12 protein-coding genes and 1 other RNA gene are annotated in these 19,599 nt (G+C 41.9%); all 13 read left to right on the plus strand.

Annotation, left to right across the window (positions count from 1 at the left end):
- The first annotated feature begins 87 nt into the window (after positions 1 to 87).
- The 13 genes from ABGV42_RS31270 (at position 88) to ABGV42_RS31330 (ending at position 18,942) form a co-directional block, all read left to right on the plus strand.
- A complete protein-coding gene (locus ABGV42_RS31270) occupies positions 88 to 1,269 on the plus strand; it encodes a phosphoglycerate kinase (protein WP_347385148.1) in 1,182 nt (393 codons plus the stop codon).
- Between the two features lie 33 nt (positions 1,270 to 1,302).
- Entirely contained in the window at positions 1,303 to 2,055 is a 753-nt protein-coding gene (gene tpiA, locus ABGV42_RS31275; protein ID WP_175394335.1) for a triose-phosphate isomerase, read from the plus strand.
- A complete protein-coding gene (gene gpmI, locus ABGV42_RS31280) occupies positions 2,055 to 3,599 on the plus strand; it encodes a 2,3-bisphosphoglycerate-independent phosphoglycerate mutase (protein ID WP_347385149.1) in 1,545 nt (514 codons plus the stop codon). Before tpiA ends, gpmI begins: the two co-directional genes overlap by 1 nt.
- Before the next feature lie 239 nt (positions 3,600 to 3,838).
- The gene (gene eno / locus ABGV42_RS31285; protein WP_095293032.1) at positions 3,839 to 5,125 is read left to right on the plus strand and encodes a phosphopyruvate hydratase; all 1,287 of its coding nucleotides are present in this window, start codon (positions 3,839 to 3,841) and stop codon (positions 5,123 to 5,125) included.
- Between the two features lie 171 nt (positions 5,126 to 5,296).
- Positions 5,297 to 5,530 carry a preprotein translocase subunit SecG gene (gene secG, locus ABGV42_RS31290; RefSeq protein ID WP_095293034.1) on the plus strand — a complete coding sequence of 78 codons (234 nt, stop codon included), beginning with the start codon at positions 5,297 to 5,299 and terminating at the stop codon, positions 5,528 to 5,530.
- A gap of 527 nt (positions 5,531 to 6,057) precedes the next feature.
- Positions 6,058 to 8,793 (plus strand): ribonuclease R, encoded by a 2,736-nt coding sequence (rnr, locus tag ABGV42_RS31295; protein WP_347385150.1) that lies wholly within the window; start codon positions 6,058 to 6,060, stop codon positions 8,791 to 8,793.
- Positions 8,794 to 8,971: 178 nt separating this feature from the next.
- Positions 8,972 to 9,454 carry an SsrA-binding protein SmpB gene (gene smpB / locus ABGV42_RS31300; protein ID WP_347385151.1) on the plus strand — a complete coding sequence of 161 codons (483 nt, stop codon included), beginning with the start codon at positions 8,972 to 8,974 and terminating at the stop codon, positions 9,452 to 9,454.
- Positions 9,455 to 10,029: 575 nt separating this feature from the next.
- Positions 10,030 to 10,394: a transfer-messenger RNA gene (gene ssrA, locus ABGV42_RS31305) on the plus strand.
- Between the two features lie 1,018 nt (positions 10,395 to 11,412).
- On the plus strand, positions 11,413 to 11,787 hold the full coding sequence (locus ABGV42_RS31310) for a hypothetical protein (RefSeq protein WP_347385152.1): 375 nt from the start codon (positions 11,413 to 11,415) through the stop codon (positions 11,785 to 11,787).
- A 154-nt stretch (positions 11,788 to 11,941) separates the two neighbouring features.
- Entirely contained in the window at positions 11,942 to 12,496 is a 555-nt protein-coding gene (locus ABGV42_RS31315; protein WP_347385153.1) for a hypothetical protein, read from the plus strand.
- Positions 12,497 to 12,868: 372 nt separating this feature from the next.
- Positions 12,869 to 14,368, plus strand: coding sequence for a type I restriction-modification system subunit M (locus ABGV42_RS31320; RefSeq protein WP_347385154.1), 1,500 nt, complete (start codon positions 12,869 to 12,871; stop codon positions 14,366 to 14,368).
- A complete protein-coding gene (locus ABGV42_RS31325; RefSeq protein WP_347385155.1) occupies positions 14,368 to 15,546 on the plus strand; it encodes a restriction endonuclease subunit S in 1,179 nt (392 codons plus the stop codon). The genes ABGV42_RS31320 and ABGV42_RS31325 overlap by 1 nt, the downstream gene beginning before the upstream one ends.
- Before the next feature lie 27 nt (positions 15,547 to 15,573).
- Entirely contained in the window at positions 15,574 to 18,942 is a 3,369-nt protein-coding gene (locus ABGV42_RS31330) for a DEAD/DEAH box helicase family protein (protein ID WP_347385156.1), read from the plus strand.
- Positions 18,943 to 19,599 lie beyond the last annotated feature (657 nt).

Raw genomic sequence — 19,599 nt, forward strand, 5'->3', positions numbered from 1 at the left:
TTGCAAATTTCTCAAAAACACCAGGACTGACAGGGGATTTGGGCCCTTGATTGGTCCACCAAATACATGGGTGCGGAGGAAATACAGATGAATAAAAAAAGTGTACGCGATATCGAATTGACAGGAAAACGGGCTTTTGTCCGTGTAGATTTCAATGTGCCGCTCGAAGATGGTAAAATTACAGATGACAAACGTATTCGTGCAACGCTGCCAACGATCAACTATTTGATCGAAAAAGGCGCGAAAATCATTCTGGCGAGCCACATGGGTCGTCCAAATGGCGAAGTTGTGGAATCCATGCGTTTGACTCCAGCAGCTGAGCGTTTGTCCGAGCTGCTTGGTAAAAAAGTAGTAAAAGCTGACGATTCCATCGGTGAAACAGTTAAAGCACAAGTTGCTGAACTGAACAACGGTGACGTATTGTTGCTTGAAAACGTTCGTTTCCATGCAGGTGAAGAGAAAAACGATCCAGAACTGGCAAAACAATTTGCTGAACTGGCTGACGTATTCGTTAACGATGCTTTCGGAGCAGCTCACAGAGCACATGCTTCTACAGAAGGTATCGCTCACTTGCTGCCAGCGGTATCAGGTCTTTTGATGGAGAAAGAACTTGATGTGCTCGGCAAAGCTATCTCCAATCCTGAGCGTCCTTTCACGGCAATCATTGGTGGATCCAAAGTTAAGGACAAAATCGATGTCATCGACAACCTGCTCAACATTGCAGACAACGTAATCATCGGTGGAGGATTGTCCTATACATTCATGAAGGCTCAAGGCCACGAAGTAGGTCAATCCCTGTTGGATGAGTCTAAACTGGATGTTGCTCTGGGCTTCATCGAAAAAGCAAAAAAACTGGGTAAAAACTTCTATCTGCCAGTAGATATCGTCATTTCTGATGATTTCAGCGCTAATGCAAACACGAAAGTGGTTGAAGTTGGCGACATTCCTGCAGATTGGGAAGGTATCGACATCGGTCCTAAAACACGTGAGATCTATGCTGACGTTGTTAAAAACTCCAAACTTGTTGTATGGAACGGACCAATGGGCGTATTCGAAATCGAGCCATTCTCCCACGGTACTCGTGCAGTGGCGGAAGCTTGCGCAACAACAGATGCTTACACTGTAATTGGTGGCGGCGACTCTGCAGCAGCAGCTGAGAAGTTCAAACTGGCTGACAAAATGGACCACATCTCCACAGGTGGCGGTGCATCGCTGGAATTCATGGAAGGCAAAGTGCTTCCAGGTGTAGTTGCATTGAACGACAAGTAAGTTTTAAGCTATAGCATGAAGGAGTTGAAAACCATGAGAACACCGATTATCGCAGGTAACTGGAAAATGTTCAAAACGGTTTCCGAATCCAATGACTTCATTCAGGAAGTTAAAGGAAAAGCGGAAGTTGAAGGCGTAGAGACTGTAATCTGTGCACCGTTTACAAATCTGCCTACATTGGTAGAAGCTGTGAAAGGCACAAACATCAAAATTGGTGCTCAAAATCTTCACTTTGAAGACAACGGTGCATTCACTGGTGAAATCAGCGGCGTAATGCTGAAAGACCTGGGCGTGGATTATGTAATCATTGGTCATTCGGAGCGCCGTCAATATTTTGCGGAAACCGATGAAACTGTAAATAAAAAGTTGCATGCAGCATTCCGTCACGGATTGACTCCAATCTTCTGTCTTGGTGAAACGCTTGAAGAGCGCGAAGCAAACCAAACAAAAGACGTATGCAAAGTGCAAACAGAAGCTGCTTTTGCAGGTTTGTCTGCAGATCAAGCGGCACAAGTGGTTATCGCTTATGAACCAATCTGGGCGATTGGTACAGGTAAATCCTCCACATCCCAAGATGCGAATGAAGTTATTGCTTACATCCGCAGCCTGGTGAAGGATCTGTACGATGAGAAGGTTGCTGATGCAGTTCGTATCCAATACGGCGGCAGTGTTAAACCAGAGAACGTAACAGAATACCTCGGACAAAGCGACATCGACGGCGCGCTTGTTGGCGGTGCCAGCCTGCAGCCGGCTTCGTTCATCGCGCTTGTTGAGGGGGCGAAGTAATGACAGCTCCAAAACCTGTAGCACTGATCATCATGGATGGCTTCGGTCTTCGTAATACGGTAGAAGGCAACGCAGTAGCGCAAGCCAAAAAACCGAACTACGATCGCTTTATGAGCCAATTCCCACACACAACACTCACTGCTTGCGGTGAAGCTGTAGGTTTGCCAGAAGGGCAAATGGGGAACTCCGAGGTAGGTCACCTGAACATTGGTGCTGGCCGGATCGTATACCAGGATTTGACCCGTATCTCCAAATCGATTCGTGACGGAGAGTTCTTCGACAATGAAACACTTGTCAAAGCTGTACGCGAAGCGAAGCAAAACGGTAAAAAGCTTCACCTGTATGGATTGTTGTCTGATGGCGGCGTACATAGTCACATCGACCACCTGTTTGCCATGCTGGATCTGGCCAAAAAAGAAGAAATGAATGATGTTTATATTCATGCCTTCCTGGATGGTCGTGACGTTATGCCAGACAGCGGTAAAGACTTCATGAAGAAGCTGATCGCCAAAATTGAGGAAGTCGGTGTAGGACAAATCGCAACGGTTCAAGGCCGTTACTACGCGATGGACCGTGACAAACGTTGGGAACGTGTTGAGAAATCATATCGTGCCATCGTTTATGGTGATGGACCAAAATACATTGACCCCCTCAGAGCGGTTGAAGAATCGTATGAGAAGTCTGTATTTGACGAATTCGTTGAGCCAACGGTTATCGTTAAAGCGGATGGTGAGCCGGTAGGTTTGGTGGAAAGCGGCGATTCCGTTATCTTCCTGAACTTCCGTCCTGACCGTGCGATTCAGCTGTCGCAAGTATTCACGAACAAGGATTTCCGTGGATTCGACCGCGGTCCGAAGTTCCCAGAAGGATTGCACTTCGTGTGCTTGACTCTGTTCAGTGAAACGGTTGAAGGTTATGTGGCTTATTCGCCTAAAAACCTCGACAATACGCTGGGTGAAGTTCTGGTTCAGAACAACAAGAAACAGCTGCGTATTGCAGAAACCGAGAAATACCCGCACGTAACCTTCTTCTTCAGCGGTGGACGCGACGTTGAGCTTCCGGGCGAAACTCGCGTACTGATTAACTCGCCAAAAGTTGCAACGTATGACCTGCAACCGGAGATGAGCGCTTATGAAGTAGCTGACGCATGTGTTCGCGAGATTGAAGCGGACAAACATGATGCGATTATTCTGAACTTCGCCAACCCGGATATGGTTGGGCACTCCGGCATGCTGGAGCCTACGATTAAGGCGGTTGAAGTGACAGATGAGTGCATGGGACGTGTTGTTGATGCTGTACTCGCCAAAGGTGGCGTTGTTCTTATCACAGCCGACCACGGTAATGCAGATATGGTATTCGATGAGCAAGGACGTCCGTTCACGGCTCATACAACGAATCCAGTTCCATTTATCGTTACAGACGCTAACGTAACCTTGCGTGAAGGTGGAATTCTGGCCGATATCGCGCCAACGATTCTGGACCTGATGCAATTACCTAAACCGGAAGAAATGACAGGTACATCGGTCATCGCTACCCGTAAATAATTTGCTTTAATAGGTTGTTGAATAAGACAAAGTTGAACCTGGAACGAAGCGGGCAGAACCAATCTGAAGAAGCGAAGCGTTCGCCTTTATCACCTGATTCCAACTTATGACGATATGTTCAAGGAATCAGGGGATAACAGCGATCGGAAGATGGTACTGCATGCGGAGTGGTCTGGTGAAACTCAATTATTCTGAACGTATTAAAAATAAAATTCCAAATTAAAAGGAGATTATCACTCATGACTATTATTTCTGACGTGTACGCTCGCGAAGTCCTCGACTCCCGCGGTAACCCTACGGTTGAAGTTGAAGTATACCTGGAGTCCGGCGCAATCGGACGCGCAATCGTTCCATCCGGTGCATCCACTGGTGCCCACGAAGCTGTTGAGCTTCGCGATGGTGACAAATCCCGCTACCTGGGTAAAGGCGTTCTGCAAGCTGTTAAGAACGTAAACGAAACAATCGCTCCAGAAGTGATCGGTATGGACGCTTTGGATCAACTGGGTATCGACAAAATGATGATCGCTTTGGATGGTACGCCAAACAAAGGTAAACTGGGTGCTAACGCAATCCTGGCTGTATCCATGGCGGTAGCTCGCGCAGCTGCTGACGCTCTGGACCTGCCACTCTATGTTTACCTGGGCGGATTCAACGCTAAAGCACTTCCAGTACCAATGATGAACATCATCAACGGTGGTGAGCATGCTGACAACAACATCGACGTACAAGAGTTCATGGTTCTTCCTGTTGGAGCTCCAACGTTCAAAGAAGCTCTTCGCGTAGGTGCAGAAATCTTCCACAACCTGAAATCCGTACTGAGCTCCAAAGGCCTGAACACAGCTGTAGGTGACGAAGGCGGCTTCGCACCGAACCTTGGTTCGAACGAAGAAGCAATCACTACAATCATCGAAGCGATTGAAAAAGCAGGCTACAAACCAGGCGTTGACGTATTCCTGGGTATGGACGTAGCTTCCACTGAGTTCTACAAAGATGGTAAATACACACTTGCTGGCGAAGGTAAATCTTACACTTCCGCAGAGTATGTTGACCTTCTGGCTTCATGGGTTGAGAAATACCCAATCATCACAATCGAAGACGGTATGTCCGAAGACGACTGGGATGGCTGGAAATTGCTCACTGAGAAATTGGGCGACAAAGTACAACTGGTTGGTGACGACTTGTTCGTAACGAACACTGAGCGTCTGGAAAAAGGTATCAATGAAGGTATTGGTAACTCCATCCTGATCAAAGTCAACCAAATCGGTACACTCACTGAAACATTTGATGCAATCGAAATGGCTAAACGTGCAGGATACACAGCTGTAATCTCCCACCGTTCCGGTGAGTCCGAAGACAGCACAATCGCTGACATCGCGGTTGCAACAAATGCAGGACAAATCAAAACAGGTGCTCCTTCCCGTACAGACCGTATCGCGAAGTACAACCAATTGCTCCGCATCGAGGATCAACTGGGCGAACTGGCTCAATACAATGGTCTCAAAGGATTCTACAACCTTAAAAAATAAGCTGTATTCACAGTTTTAGGGCAAGCCGGGCAACCGGCTTGTCTTTTTAATTTTATTCCTAATAAAGACAGCATCCAGGATAAGGTTGTAGATTGGGAATAGCTGTGGTACAATTAAAGTAACTGTTTTTATGGTGAGATGTTATGCCCACATGGGTAGGAGGTGGAAAGAATGGATATTGCTTTGAAATTGCTGCTCGTTGTTTTCTCGATCGGTCTAATCACTGTAGTATTGCTGCAGCACGGGAAAAGCGCTGGTTTGGCGGGTGCCATCTCCGGTGGTGCGGAACATCTTTTCGGTAAAACGAAAGCGCGCGGATTGGATCTTTTCCTGCAACGTGCAACCGTTGTACTGGGTGCAGGATTTATGATCTTGGCTATTATTGTTACAGTCATTTCCAAGTAAGGAATTACTGTAGTGGTCTGTAGATCAAGCATATAGGAATGAACGACCAAAGATGATGAACCTTCGTTTCGTGAAGAAACGGAGGTTTTTTAATAAATTGGCGCATGTCCAAAGTTTCCCAACTATTTTTCCCCACCCATTTAATCTTCGGTTTCCCACTCCCGTCTCGTCTTCCTTTCCGTTAATTAGCCCAGTTGCCTGCTTGACCTGTTCAACCGGAACGACTCTGCTCCATACATTTCATATTCATCTGAACCATAGTTCTTTTTAGGGGTATGTTATTCTAAAGTCCAATGAAAACGTGTACCCATGATTTGAATGTGGTGTATTTAAGTACAAGGATGAAGGCATCTCGCTGAGGTTCGGATTATTTTGCGGGGTACGGATGCGGGGGATTGAATTCGTGTATACTAGGGTATGAGATAGTGAGGGCATGTGTTACGTGGCATGAAAATCGCAAAAAATCCGATACATAAAGACAGGATACAAACCAGATTACACTTTTACGTTTCCCGAGGTGAATATTAATGATAACAGAACAACAATTGCTCGACTTCATGCGGGAAACCGCTTATAAACCGATGACCTATCAGGAGCTGGAACAGCACTTCGAGATTGAAGATGCGGCTGATTTCAAAGCCTTTTTGATTATGCTGAATTCGCTGGAGGAATCCGGCAAGATTCTGCTGACCCGTAACAACCGTTACGGCATGCCTGAACGTATGGACCTGGTTCGCGGACGGCTGCAGGCCCATGCGAAGGGATTTGCTTTTCTCATCCCTGAGGATAAAGAGCATCCGGATGTCTACATCCATGCGAATGATATGAAGAGTGCGATGAATGGGGACACAGTCCTTGTTAAAGTGACGTCTCAGGGCCCATCCAACGGCCGTTTGGAAGGCGAGATCGTGCGCATTGTTACACGTGCAGTTACCCAAGTGGTTGGTGTATTCCAGAGCCATGAGGTATATGGGTTCGTCATTCCGGACGACAAGCGGATTAACCGTGATATTTTCATTCCACGTACGAATTTTGCCGGGGCTGTGGATGGACAAAAAGTCGTTGCCAAAATTGTGAGCTACCCGGAGGGCCGCGCTGCCGCGGAAGGCGAAGTTATTGAGATTCTTGGACACAAGGATGATCCGGGCATTGATATTTTGTCTGTCATTCGCAAACATCAGCTGCCTGAAGCATTCCCGGATGAAGTGGTGGAAGAAGCGGAACAAGCTCCGGAATCCATTACGGATGAAGAGATCGTACAACAGGGTCGCCGTGACTTGCGTGGGTTGAACATCGTAACCATCGATGGCGAAGACGCCAAAGATCTGGACGATGCAGTTAATGTGGAGAAGCTGCCGAACGGTAACTACCGTCTGGGTGTTCATATTGCGGATGTCGGATACTATGTACGTGAGAACTCCAAACTGGATCAGGAAGCATACAATCGCGGATGCAGTGTGTACTTGGTCGACCGTGTTATTCCAATGCTGCCGCATCGTCTGTCGAACGGGATTTGCAGTTTGAATCCGCAGGTGGATCGCCTTACGCTGTCCTGTGAAATGGAGTTCAACGACCAGATGAAGGTTGTAAACCACGACATTTTCACGAGTGTGATCAAAACCAAAGAGCGTATGACGTATTCCAACGTTCGTAAAATTCTTGAAGGCGAAGAGCCGGAGTTGCTGGAGCGTTACAAGGATTTGGTGGATGACTTTCATCTGATGAAAGAAATAGCCTTGAAGCTTCGCGCCATGCGTATGCGCAGGGGTGCGGTTGACTTTGATTTTGAAGAATCCAAAATCATCGTAGATGAAGAAGGCAAACCGGTCGATATCGTAAAACGTGAGCGTTCCATTGCGGAGCAAATTATCGAGGAATTCATGCTTGCGGCCAACGAAACGGTGGCAGAGCACTTCCACTGGCTGAAGGTTCCGTTTATCTATCGTGTGCATGAAGATCCTGATCAGGAGAAATTGCAAAATTTCCTCGCCTTTGCGGCGAATTTTGGACACCATGTAAAAGGACGCGGTAACGCGATCCATCCACGTGCGCTTCAATCTCTGCTTGAGGATATTAATGGAACGAAGGAACAAACGGTCATCAGTACGATGATGCTGCGTTCCATGAAGCAGGCGAAGTATGATGCGGAGATGTCGGGTCACTTTGGCCTTGCGGCAGAGTTCTACAGTCACTTTACGTCACCGATTCGTCGTTATCCCGATCTTGTCATTCACCGTGTCATTCGGGAAGTGATTGAGAACAACGGTGCTTTGCCGGAGAATCGTCAGGAATACCTGGCAGCACGCATGTCTGACATTGCACAGCAATCGTCTGAGCGTGAACGTGTGGCGGTTGAAGCCGAGCGGGATACAGAGAAAATGAAGAAAGCCGAGTACATGCTCGAGAAGGTCGGGGAAGAATTTGAAGGCATGATCAGCAGTGTAACCAGCTTCGGCATGTTCATTGAACTCGAGAATACGGTAGAAGGCTTGATCCGACTGAGTGCCCTGACGGACGACTATTACCATTTTGACGATCAGCATATGGCCCTGATTGGTGAACGTACCTCGAAGGTGTTCCGTATCGGAGATGAAGTGAAGATCCGTGTTGCACGCGTAAGCATGGAAGAGTACACCATTGACTTTGAAATGGTCGATATGAAGCCACGCAGCGAACGGCCAGGCGGTTTTGGTGGCGGCAACCGAGGCGGCAGAGGCGGACGTCCTGCTGGCGGTGGTGGCCGGAGTGGCGCCAAAGGCGGTTCCGGTGGATTCAGTAGCTCGCGCGGTGGTAAAGGCAGCGGTAGCGGCAGCCGTGGTGGAAGAGCGACGGAAGAGAGCAGCAAAGGTGGACGTGGCAGCTTCAGTGGAAAAGGTGGCGGTAAACCGAAAGGTGAACGTCGCACAGGAGATGCCAGTGCACCAGCTGCTGCTCGCGGCAAAGGCACTGGAGCGGTAAGCTTTGGTTTTGGATCAGGTAAAGGTGGATACAGCTCTGCAACGTCCAGTCAGGACAATAGCACTGGCAGCCAAGGTACTGACCTGAACAGTGGTAAAGGCCGTGGAGAAGGCAGCTTCAAATCTGGCAAGGGTAATAAAGGTGGCGGTGAACGCAAGAAGACTTCACCTAGTGGGATCTTTATCGGCGAGGCAGCTACACCGGGAGGTACGCAAGAAGGCGGAGCTCCGCGCCGTAAACGGAAAAAGAATAAAGGCGCATCTGCTAATGGAACAGCAGCTTTTGTACGGAAGAAGAAAAAGTAATATCGTTTCGCACAGCGTGAAATGTGTGTAATGAGAAGGGGCGGCATATGCTGCCTCTTTCTTGATTTTAACAGCGGTCCTTGCTACAATTAAGGTCTGGCATAGGGTACCTGGGCATCATTGGGTGCGCGGCTATAGAGCATGGTACCGGCTTATTTTACGGAGAAGGAGTGAGGACATGGGCAAGAATGATGGACAGAGTAAAGTGCTCGCACAGAATAAAAAGGCTTCCCATGACTACTTCATTGAAGATACGTATGAAGCGGGCATGGTGCTTACCGGAACGGAGATCAAATCTCTTCGTAACGGCCGTGCGAATATTGGAGATGCATTTGCCACCATTCGCAACGGTGAAATTCACATTCATAATATGCATATTAGCCCTTTTGAACAAGGGAACCGACATAATCCGCTTGATCCGACGCGTACGCGCAAGCTGCTGCTGCACAAGTCTCAGATTCACAAACTGCTTGGATTGTCGAAGCAGGAAGGGTACAGCATTGTGCCGCTGAAGATTTATGTGCGTAATGGATATGCGAAACTGTTGCTGGGTCTGGGTAAAGGTAAGAAACAGTATGATAAACGTGAGTCCGCAGCGAAGAAGGATGCACAACGTGATATCCAACGGGCACTGCGTGAGAAGCAGAAGATCGCTCGCTGATCGAATTGCTTCAGCTTCGCAGGATGCGGCTTAAGTTAATTTTAGATGCGAAGTAAATGAGGATCTCAAGTTTGGCCCAAAACTGGGCGGAGCTTGGGATTTTTATTTTACGTGGGTGCTGCTGTTAGAACGTTTGGGAGAGCATTAAGGATTTAAATCTGTAAGCCTAGGTAGCTAAGTTAAAGATCGATTGGTTTAGCTGGCTGCGATATGACGTAACTGGGGATCTAAAGTGCTGCTCTCTGCGTAGCCTGTACAAATTGTGGGTAAAATAAAGGAGGTACAGTTGTTCGCAATCTCATGCTGGTAAACTTTACTTCGTCCGAGGGACGCGGTATAATATGTAGACGATTGAGCCTCAGATGGTACATTGGTTAATCTTGCACAGATGCTCAGCCTGCTGGTACGACTTCCAGTAATCTATACTATATCTGCATTCGGTCCTGTGATATGATTATTCATGTAGCAGACAGGAATGCCGAGTTTGAAAGAGCATCTTTTTACCTTGGAGGAAAAAGATGTGCAGCACCTTTGCTCCGTATTCACGGATTAATCCTGGAGCCCTTCTTATATGAGGGGGCGTTTATGGATTCGACGGGGATAGTTCGAGCATGGGTAGCGGGTAGTGGGGACGCGTCCGCTTCATCAACGCTAAAGCCTATTAAACGGCAAACAACAAAACAACTACGCTTTCGCAGCCTAAGAAACTGTGTGCGTGCTTCTAACCTGCATCGCCCATGTGACAGGATTAGGGGCTAACAAGTAGTGGGATACGCTGTCACATCTCCGCCTGGGGTGTGCTGAAGAAGACAATCAGGCTGACCCAACGTATAGCCGGTTACGGGGCGATACTCGGGTGACATCAAAACTGTGACTACACCCGTAGAAGCTTATGTGTCGTTATCTTCGGACAGGGGTTCGACTCCCCTCGCCTCCATTAGTAGTATCAGTGACGACCACCATTTGGTGGCCGTTTTTGCTTGTTTGGTTTTGAAGCAGTATGTTAAATTACCGGTAAAGGGAATTTTAAATCAAATACATAAGAATAGGCGGCTCAGAGCAATTCACTATCAAAAAAGAATTTGAAATTCGTAATCAGCGAATAAAGAAAAATAAAGGTCGGAAGACAAACAAGAGAGGCATTTGGTATGGGAACCATGTCTGGAGAAGATACAAAAGATAAGGATAGTGGATCTGGAATATTTAGTATTGAGAGTGAGAGTTATTACGACGGAGTAGTCAGAGAAATCCAATGTAGATTATAATTCTTATGATGGAATTGATCTTGTTACGGTAGATGAAGTTAAATGTAATTCGAACAGAGACAATAGACGTTAATAATCAAATTGAAATTAAATTTGAGAATAGTTTATTTCAAGAAATTACTTTAATATTAATATTAATTTTAATGGTTATTTCTTAGCTGGGATTTCAAGTAGAAAAATAGATACGACATTTCCTTTTCTTAACTATAAAAATTTAAGAATGAGAATTTCTTTTACATGTATAAGCAGTGAGGGACACTCAAAAGTGTTCTCAATTGATAATATCGTTAAAAGAAATAATGAGAGTATGTATTCTCTCAATGTGAAACAAATAACATCAGAACTGTCACTACACCCTCCCACTCAATTTAAATTAAGGCTGCTGACTGAGATTAAATCAGTTCGGTGGCTTTATTTTGTGTTGATGAAAGATTGAGTAAAAAAAGTGACAGACGTTGTTAGATTAAAGTACAATGATTACTCTTTTTTCTAGAATAAAATTTGTAATACTTGTACCCTGTTCGTTGTTTAAGAAAGTGGTCATTATAATATTTATAGACATTAGCAAGTAGAGTTGTAAATTAAAAGCTATATGGATAAACGGCAACTAAATAAATCCAGCACAAAAATCTAATTCATTACACCGCACTTAATTAGTAAGAAGTTGAAATAATACCTTTCGGAGGAGAATAATTGCTCACACACTACTATCAAATAAACCCTGAAATAACAAAAGAATATGATGCATTCTTATTAAAATATACTTTTAATGACGTTTCGTTTTCAGAAGGTGCTTTGAAATTTGATGATATCATACATGAAGTATTACTCAATCAACTGAAAGAGTATGTGCTCAGGGATATTACTGCTGCTACATGCTACTACTTAGCTCTTGAAAAACAAAAGGTTGATTTTGATGTATTATGTTTCCACGCTGAAAATACTATTGTTAAGCAAAGTGCTTTTTGGGAACATTTATTTCAAATTCTTAATACCTATCTAGAACTTAAGATGATCCCAGCAAAAAGATTAGTTAGTCAGGAAAATGAAAAGTGGAAACAAAACTAACGTATTAAACATTAGAAAGTTAAGATGGAAGATGTACAGGATAAATTCTAAACTAGAACAACATATTAAGCCTAAACGTTCATTTCTAAGCCGGGCTAACATAATTAAAAAGACAAAGAAGGTATTTGTAACTGATAACTATTTGAGACCTCTTGTGAGCATTTCTAATCAACAGCACTGGGCTTATCTTCATGACATGAGAAATGATATTATTCACTATAAATTTCTTAGTCAGAGAGGTGCTGTTAATCTCGTTACAGAAGATGCAACTGGGATTCTATTTACCCCAAAAGATCAAACTGTAGATCATGCAAATTTGTCACTTTTGCTCGATAAGTGTCTCTTGGATATTTATAATGCTATTGAAATGTCTTATAAGATTATTAGACAAGATTTAGTGCCAAGGCATAAAGATTCAGAACAAGATGATTTTATATTGATCAAGGTTCTGTGCAAGAATGAGGATAATAAGCCAAAACTAATTCCTAAGATGTTTATTGATATTGATAATGCTCTTGGCGATAATCCATTGAGAGCAGTTTTTTGCCCTGAATGTTTCTCAGATGACTTGATTATTACTAATGAAGAGCACCATGTAAGTGAAAAAACTTATAAACAATTGGCAGAACACTACATCGGTACAAAAGTACAGATCTATTTTGAGAAGCGGATAAAGGAATTTGAAAATACCTCAGAATCTTTTGAATAGTTTAGAAAGTTTAAACATTAATCTTACGGCGATACTCAGGTGACATCAAAACTGTGACTAACAACTGTAGAAGCTTATGTTTAATTATCTTCGGACAGGGGTCGACTCCTCTAGCCTCCATTCTGAAAACCCGCTCATTGAGCGGGTTATATATTATTATTGAATGATAAAATGCAGTTTGGATGTAGAAACAACAAGGAATTTTCAAAGAAAAATTAGAGCTGAAAATGAAATATAACAACTTTTTCTATAATATACTTATTATAAGATAAATGATAATAAACAAATGGGCAAAGGTCACACATTTAGTTTAAAATAGATCATAAGAGAAGGTGTCTGCAATAGGTAACTTAATATAATGGGGGTTACAACATGATTACAGGTGAGATCAAAAACAAGATCGATACTATTTGGACAACATTATGGACAGAGGGGAATACAAACCCTTTAACAAATATCGAGCAATTAACATACTTACTCTTCATTAAAGGCCTAGATGAAGGCGAACTTAAGAAAGAAAACGAAGCGGAATTTTTAGGGCTTGAATATAAAGGGATCTTCTCAGAAATGCCAGCAGACTTCAATGAAGTGCAAAAGAAACATTGGCCAATGATGCGTTGGACACAGTTTAAGAACTTACCAGCCCAAGAAATGTATGAAGTTATGGTGAGTACGATTTTCCCTTTCATCAAAACGTTAGGTGGTAAAGAAGAATCTGCATTCTCAAAATACATGAAAGATGCAATGTTCCAAATTAATAAGCCTGCTACATTACAAAAAGTAGTAACAGCACTTGATAGCATCCCAATGGAAGAGCGTGATACAAAAGGGGACATTTACGAGTACTTATTATCGAAGCTACAACAAGCGGGTACAAACGGTCAATTCCGTACACCACGCCATATTATCAATATGATGGTAGAACTCATGAAACCGTCACCAGAAGATATCATTATCGATCCGGCAATGGGATCAGCGGGTTTCCTTGTTTCAGCAAGTGAATACTTACGAAAGAACCATCAAGATCTGTTTTTAATACAAGGGCTAAATGAGCATTTCCATAACCATATGTTCTATGGTAACGATATGGATACAACGATGCTACGTATTGGAGCTATGAATATGATGCTTCATGGGGTAGATGCCCCAAATATTGATTACCGTGATTCTGTTTCAGAAGATAATATTGATAAAGACAAATATTCATTAGTTTTAGCAAATCCGCCATTTACAGGTTCTGTTGATAAAGACTCACTTGCGAACGATTTATCGTATGTTGTTACGAAATCTTCAAATACAGCAAAAACTGAACTTCTATTTACTGCTTTAATTTTACGGATTTTAAAACCAGGTGGAAGAGCTTCAGTCATAATTCCTGATGGAGCATTATTTGGAACTACTATAGCACATAAAGCGATAAGAAAAGAACTAATAGATAATAATAAATTAGAGGCTGTTATTTCGATGCCAAGTGGCGTATTTAAACCGTATGCAGGAGTTTCAACAGGTATTATGATCTTCACGAAAACAGGTACAGGTGGAACGGATAACGTATGGTTCTATGATATGAAAGCAGATGGTTATTCGTTAGACGATAAACGCATACCAATTGAAGAAAATGATGTTGAAGATATTATTGCACGGTTTAGTAACTTAAAAGGTGAAGCAGAACGTAAACGTACAGAGCAATCATTCTTTGTGCCAGTGGATGAGATTCGTGAGCAAGGGTATGATTTGTCAATTAATAAATATAAAGAGATTGAGTATGAAGAAATACAATTACGATCACCTAGAGAGCTTATTAAAGATATTGAAGTACTTGAGGATGAGATTTTAGCAAATTTGAAATTGTTGAAAGAGTGTGTTAATTAATGGCAAAGTTCGAAATGAAATTATTGAATGAATTATGTGAAATTAATATTGGTAAAACACCAGCAAGAGCTGAACAAGTTTACTGGGGTTTTGGTAATTTTTGGCTATCTATTGCGGATATAAAGAGTAAATATATTGATACAACTAAAGAAACCATTACAGACATTGCAATTGAAAAGTGTAATATGAAAATAATTCCTAAAAATACTGTGGTGATGAGTTTTAAATTATCACTAGGGAAACTGGCTATTTTGAAAGAGAATATGTATTCGAATGAAGCAATAGCGTCTTTCCCTATATTAAAATCAGGTACAGTACTCCCAGAGTATCTTTACTATGCGTTAAAAACTGTTAGATTAGAGAGATATGCGGATAAAGCGGCAAAAGGCACTACATTGAATAAAAAGAAATTAAATCAAATTAAAATCCCATATACAGATATTGAAAATCAGAAGAAAATTGTGTTAATTATGAATGTGGCAGAGGATTTAGTATTGAAACGCCAATCTCAAATCACAGCATTAGATGAATTAACACAAAGTTTGTTTTTAGAGATGTTTGGTTCAAAAAATCAATCGGAATTAACTGAAATAAGTGAAATAGCGGAAGTACTTGGTGGATTACAAGTGTCTGGTAAAAGGAAAGATAATCCCATTGAAGTTCCTTATTTAAGGGTGGGGAATGTCTATAGAAACGCATTAGTTTTAGATGAAATAAAATTTATTAGGGTTACTGAGAATGAACTGAAGCGAGCAATATTAAAGAAACATGATATCTTGGTTGTTGAAGGACATGGTAATAAAAAAGAAATTGGAAGAGCAAGTAGATGGAATGGAGAAATATCGAATTGTGTACATCAAAACCATCTAATTAAAGTTAGAGTTGTTAATGAACATGTGAGACCAGAATATTTATGCTCATTTATTAATTCTATTGGTGGCAAAATTCATATGTATAAAAATAGTAATACAACTTCAGGCTTAAATACAATTAATACAAATGTGGTTAGGAAAATGAAAGTTTATATACCTCCATTAACAGAACAAGATAAGTTTATTGCTTTAGAAGATGAAATTAATAAGAAGAGAAGAAAAATGTCAGAGTCTCTTGTACAAATTAAGTTTTTATACAATTCCCTACTCCAAAAAGCATTCAAAGGCGAACTCTTTCTAAAATAATAACGATCTCGCATAGGAGACAAGTATATGTTGAACTTCGATTTTTTAAAAGAGAAACAGTCATTTACTAGCTTTGCCAATGCCTGCTTTGAAGCGGAAAAGGCGATGCAAGTTAGCCCGGCCACGGTTGCGATTTTATCGCGCCGTGCGCTCGAGCTTGCGGTCAAATGGGTGTATCAGTTTGATAACGATGTGAGAATACCCTATCAGGATAACCTCTCAAGCTTGATTCATAATCGTCACTTTTTAGGCATCATTGATGAAGAACTGTTGCCGATGATGAAATATGTGGTGAAGCTTGGTAATGCAGCTGTACATACGAATGTGGCAATTACTCGCGATGAAGCGGTGTTGTCTTTACATAATTTACATCAGTTTGTGGCATGGATTGATTATTGTTACGCAGAGGAATATACCGCATCAATGTTTGATGAGGCGTTACTGTATGATGCAGTATACAAGCGAGAGCGTCCAGAGGAACTAAGTGATTTATATGATAAGCTAAGTGCTAAGGATCAGTCACTTGAAGAGCTTCGTAAGCAGAATGAAGAACTCCGGGCACAACTTACCGCTAATCGTGTAGATTCACAACGAGATTACAATTTTGATGTCGATATGATTTCAGAATTTGAGACGCGTAAACGCTATATCGATTTAGATTTAAAGTTAGCTGGTTGGGAAATTGGTAGAAACGTTGAGGAAGAATATCCGGTAACAGGCATGCCAAATGCAAAAGGTGAAGGTTACGTAGATTATGTGTTACGCGGTACAAATGGTAAAATATTAGCTGTTGTTGAAGCGAAACGTACTTCACGTGATCCCAAACAAGGACGTAACCAAGCAAAACTATATGCAGATTGTGTAGAGCAGATACAAGGGTTACGGCCCGTCATCTTTTATACAAACGGCTTTGAAACGCATATTTGGCATGATCAATATGCAGCACGTAAAGTGTCAGGATTTTATACACAAGATGAGCTACAATTATTAATCGACCGTCGCCAAATCAAGCATCCTTTAACGAATATTGAAATAGATGAGGATATTACAAACCGATATTATCAAAAAAAAGCGATTCTAGCGATTTGTAATACGTTCAGTAACAACCAACGGAAAGGCTTACTCGTTATGGCAACAGGCAGTGGTAAAACACGTACAGCGATCTCATTAGTCGATGTTTTAACTAAAAATTATTGGGTGAAAAATGTACTGTTTCTTGCGGATCGTACATCTTTAGTGAAGCAAGCGTTTCGTAACTTCAACACAATTCTTCCGAACTTATCATTAAGCAATATGCTTGAAAAAAATTCGAACCCCGAAGCTGCCCGTATGGTGTTCTCGACATATCCAACGATGATGAATGCGATTGATGAAGTGAAGCGTAAGGACGGCAACCGTTTATTTACGATAGGGCATTTCGATTTAATTATTATTGACGAATCACACCGTTCAATCTATCAGAAGTATAAAAGCATTTTCGATTATTTCGATGGGATGCTTGTCGGTTTAACCGCAACGCCAAAGGATGAACTTGATAAAAATACGTACACGATTTTTGATTTAGAAAACGGCGTACCGACCTTTGCCTATGAATTAGCGACGGCTGTAGAGGATGGCTACTTAGTTGATTATCGTACACGAGAAACCACGTTGAGAATTTTAGATGATGGTATTCGTTATGATAATTTATCCGAGGAAGAAAAAGAAGAGTTTGAAGAGATTTTTGAAGATGAACCGCAAGTAAAGGATATTGATAGCTCAGCCATTAATCATTTTGTATTTAACAAGAACACAATTGATCATGTGTTAAATGACTTAATGGAATATGGCTTGAAGGTTGAAGGTGGAGACAAGTTAGGGAAGACTATTATTTTCGCCAAAAACCACAAGCATGCGATGGAGATCAAAAAACGCTTTGACTTGAAATTCTCAAAATACGGTGGTGATTTTGCTGAAGTAATCGATTATAGTGTGGAATATTATCAGACGCTTATAGATGACTTCTCAACCCCAGACAAGATGCCACAAATTGCTATTTCGGTTGATATGCTAGATACGGGAATTGATGTGCCGGATGTATTAAACTTAGTCTTCTTTAAAAAAATGCGTTCAAAAACAAAGTTCTGGCAAATGATTGGACGCGGAACACGTCTTCGTGAAGACTTATTTGGACCAGGATTGAATAAGAGCTACTTCTTAATATTTGATTATTTGAGAAATTTTGAATATTTCCGTGTGAACGAAAAAGGTGAAGAAGCCAAAATAACTCAAACGTTAACAGAAAGGTTATTTAATACAAAGGTTGACATTGTACGTGAATTACAATCAATTCAATATCAAGAAGCACCGTTTATATCTTATCGAGAACAGCTATTGGAGGAAATTGTATCGGATGTCCGAGCATTAGACGATGAGAATTTTCGAGTGCACCAATACTTACAATATGTGCACAGGTATCAAAATAAGGAGATCTGGAGAGCTTTATCAGTCGTGCAGACCAATGAAGTGAAAGAAAATATTTCAACGTTGATTACACCGATTGAAGATGATGAGTTAGCCAAACGCTTTGATCTTTTAATGCTAACGATTGAATTAGCAAGTTTGCAGTCGAATAATGCCACAAAGCCAATTCGCCGAGTTATCGATACAGCCGAAGCACTTTCAAAACTGGGGACAATTCCACAAGTATTAGCACAAAAAGATTTGATTGATGATGTACGGACGATGGAATTTTGGGAAGAGGTTTCGCTTGTTGATCTAGAAAGGGTACGTATTGCACTACGCGATTTAATTCGCTATATTGAGCGTTCGGGTCAGAAAATCTACTACACGGATTTCCAAGATGAAGTGTTAACTGTTGCAGAAAATACGTCGATTTATAATGTGAATGACTTACAAAGCTATCGTAAAAAGGTAGAGCATTACTTAAAAGAGCATCAACATGAGGCTACATTAGCGATATATAAGCTACGTAACAATAAACCATTAACGAAGCAAGATGTAGAATACTTAGAGCAAATTTTGTGGAGTGAACTTGGTTCCAAAGAACAGTACGAAAAAGACTATGGAGATACCCCTGTCACAAAGCTTGTTCGTAAAATTGTCGGTCTTGACCGCCAAGCTGCTGTTAAAGCATTTTCAACATTTATTTCTGAACAGAACTTGAACTTACAACAAACGAAATTCGTTGAGTTGATCATTGACTACATCGTTAAGAATGGCACATTAGAACGCCAAGCATTGCAGCAAGATCCGTTTAGTTCAATAGGTGGCATCATGGTTGTGTTCAAGGACCAGCTTCCAAAGGCTCGAGGAATTTTAGATATCATCGACCATATCAACCGTAATGCGGAGGATATTTCTAAAGACTATTCACAAAGTCCTTTTGCATATTAGGTAAATCCTTGCTTATATGATGACGCCAATTGTATTTTTGCTAAGCTGGGGTTCACCTCCACCAACCTGAACACCATCCATTAAGGATGGTGTTTTCGTTATATTTAGGACATAATTGTAATAGACGTGTTTTAAGGGGAATTTTAATAGGATTATGCGGTGCATAATCCTATGTTATACTTAATAAGTACAATATCTTTTGAAAAATCAAACTTCACATTTCTATATATAAATTCATTGGACAAGGAGTACATTGACTAACTATGCATGATGATCAGACTGTATTGCACCACAAATTAATTATAATTGGCGCAAGCGCATCAGGATTCATGGCCGCCGTTAATGCGTGAGATTTAGGTATTGATACCGCCGTTCTGGAGGGGAATGACCGGATTGGGAAGATAATCTCCATGACAGGCGACGGTTGTTGTAATATTACGAACGATTCCACTGTGATGGATACGGATAACGAAGCGGTGGCTTTGTCGCGCAGGTATTCAGCAGGCAGGCTGAATTTACGCTGCCAGTGCTACAACAATTCGGCATCGGTCAAACCATTGATTTTTTTCATGTGCTCGGGCTGCCGCTTACGAAATTAAAAGAGAGTTTAATGTACTCGATGTCACTACAGGCGGTATCTGTGGTGGATATTTTCGA

Origin of the sequence: Paenibacillus pabuli, assembly GCF_039831995.1 — a bacterium.
In the GTDB taxonomy this organism is placed as follows: domain Bacteria; phylum Bacillota; class Bacilli; order Paenibacillales; family Paenibacillaceae; genus Paenibacillus; species Paenibacillus pabuli_C.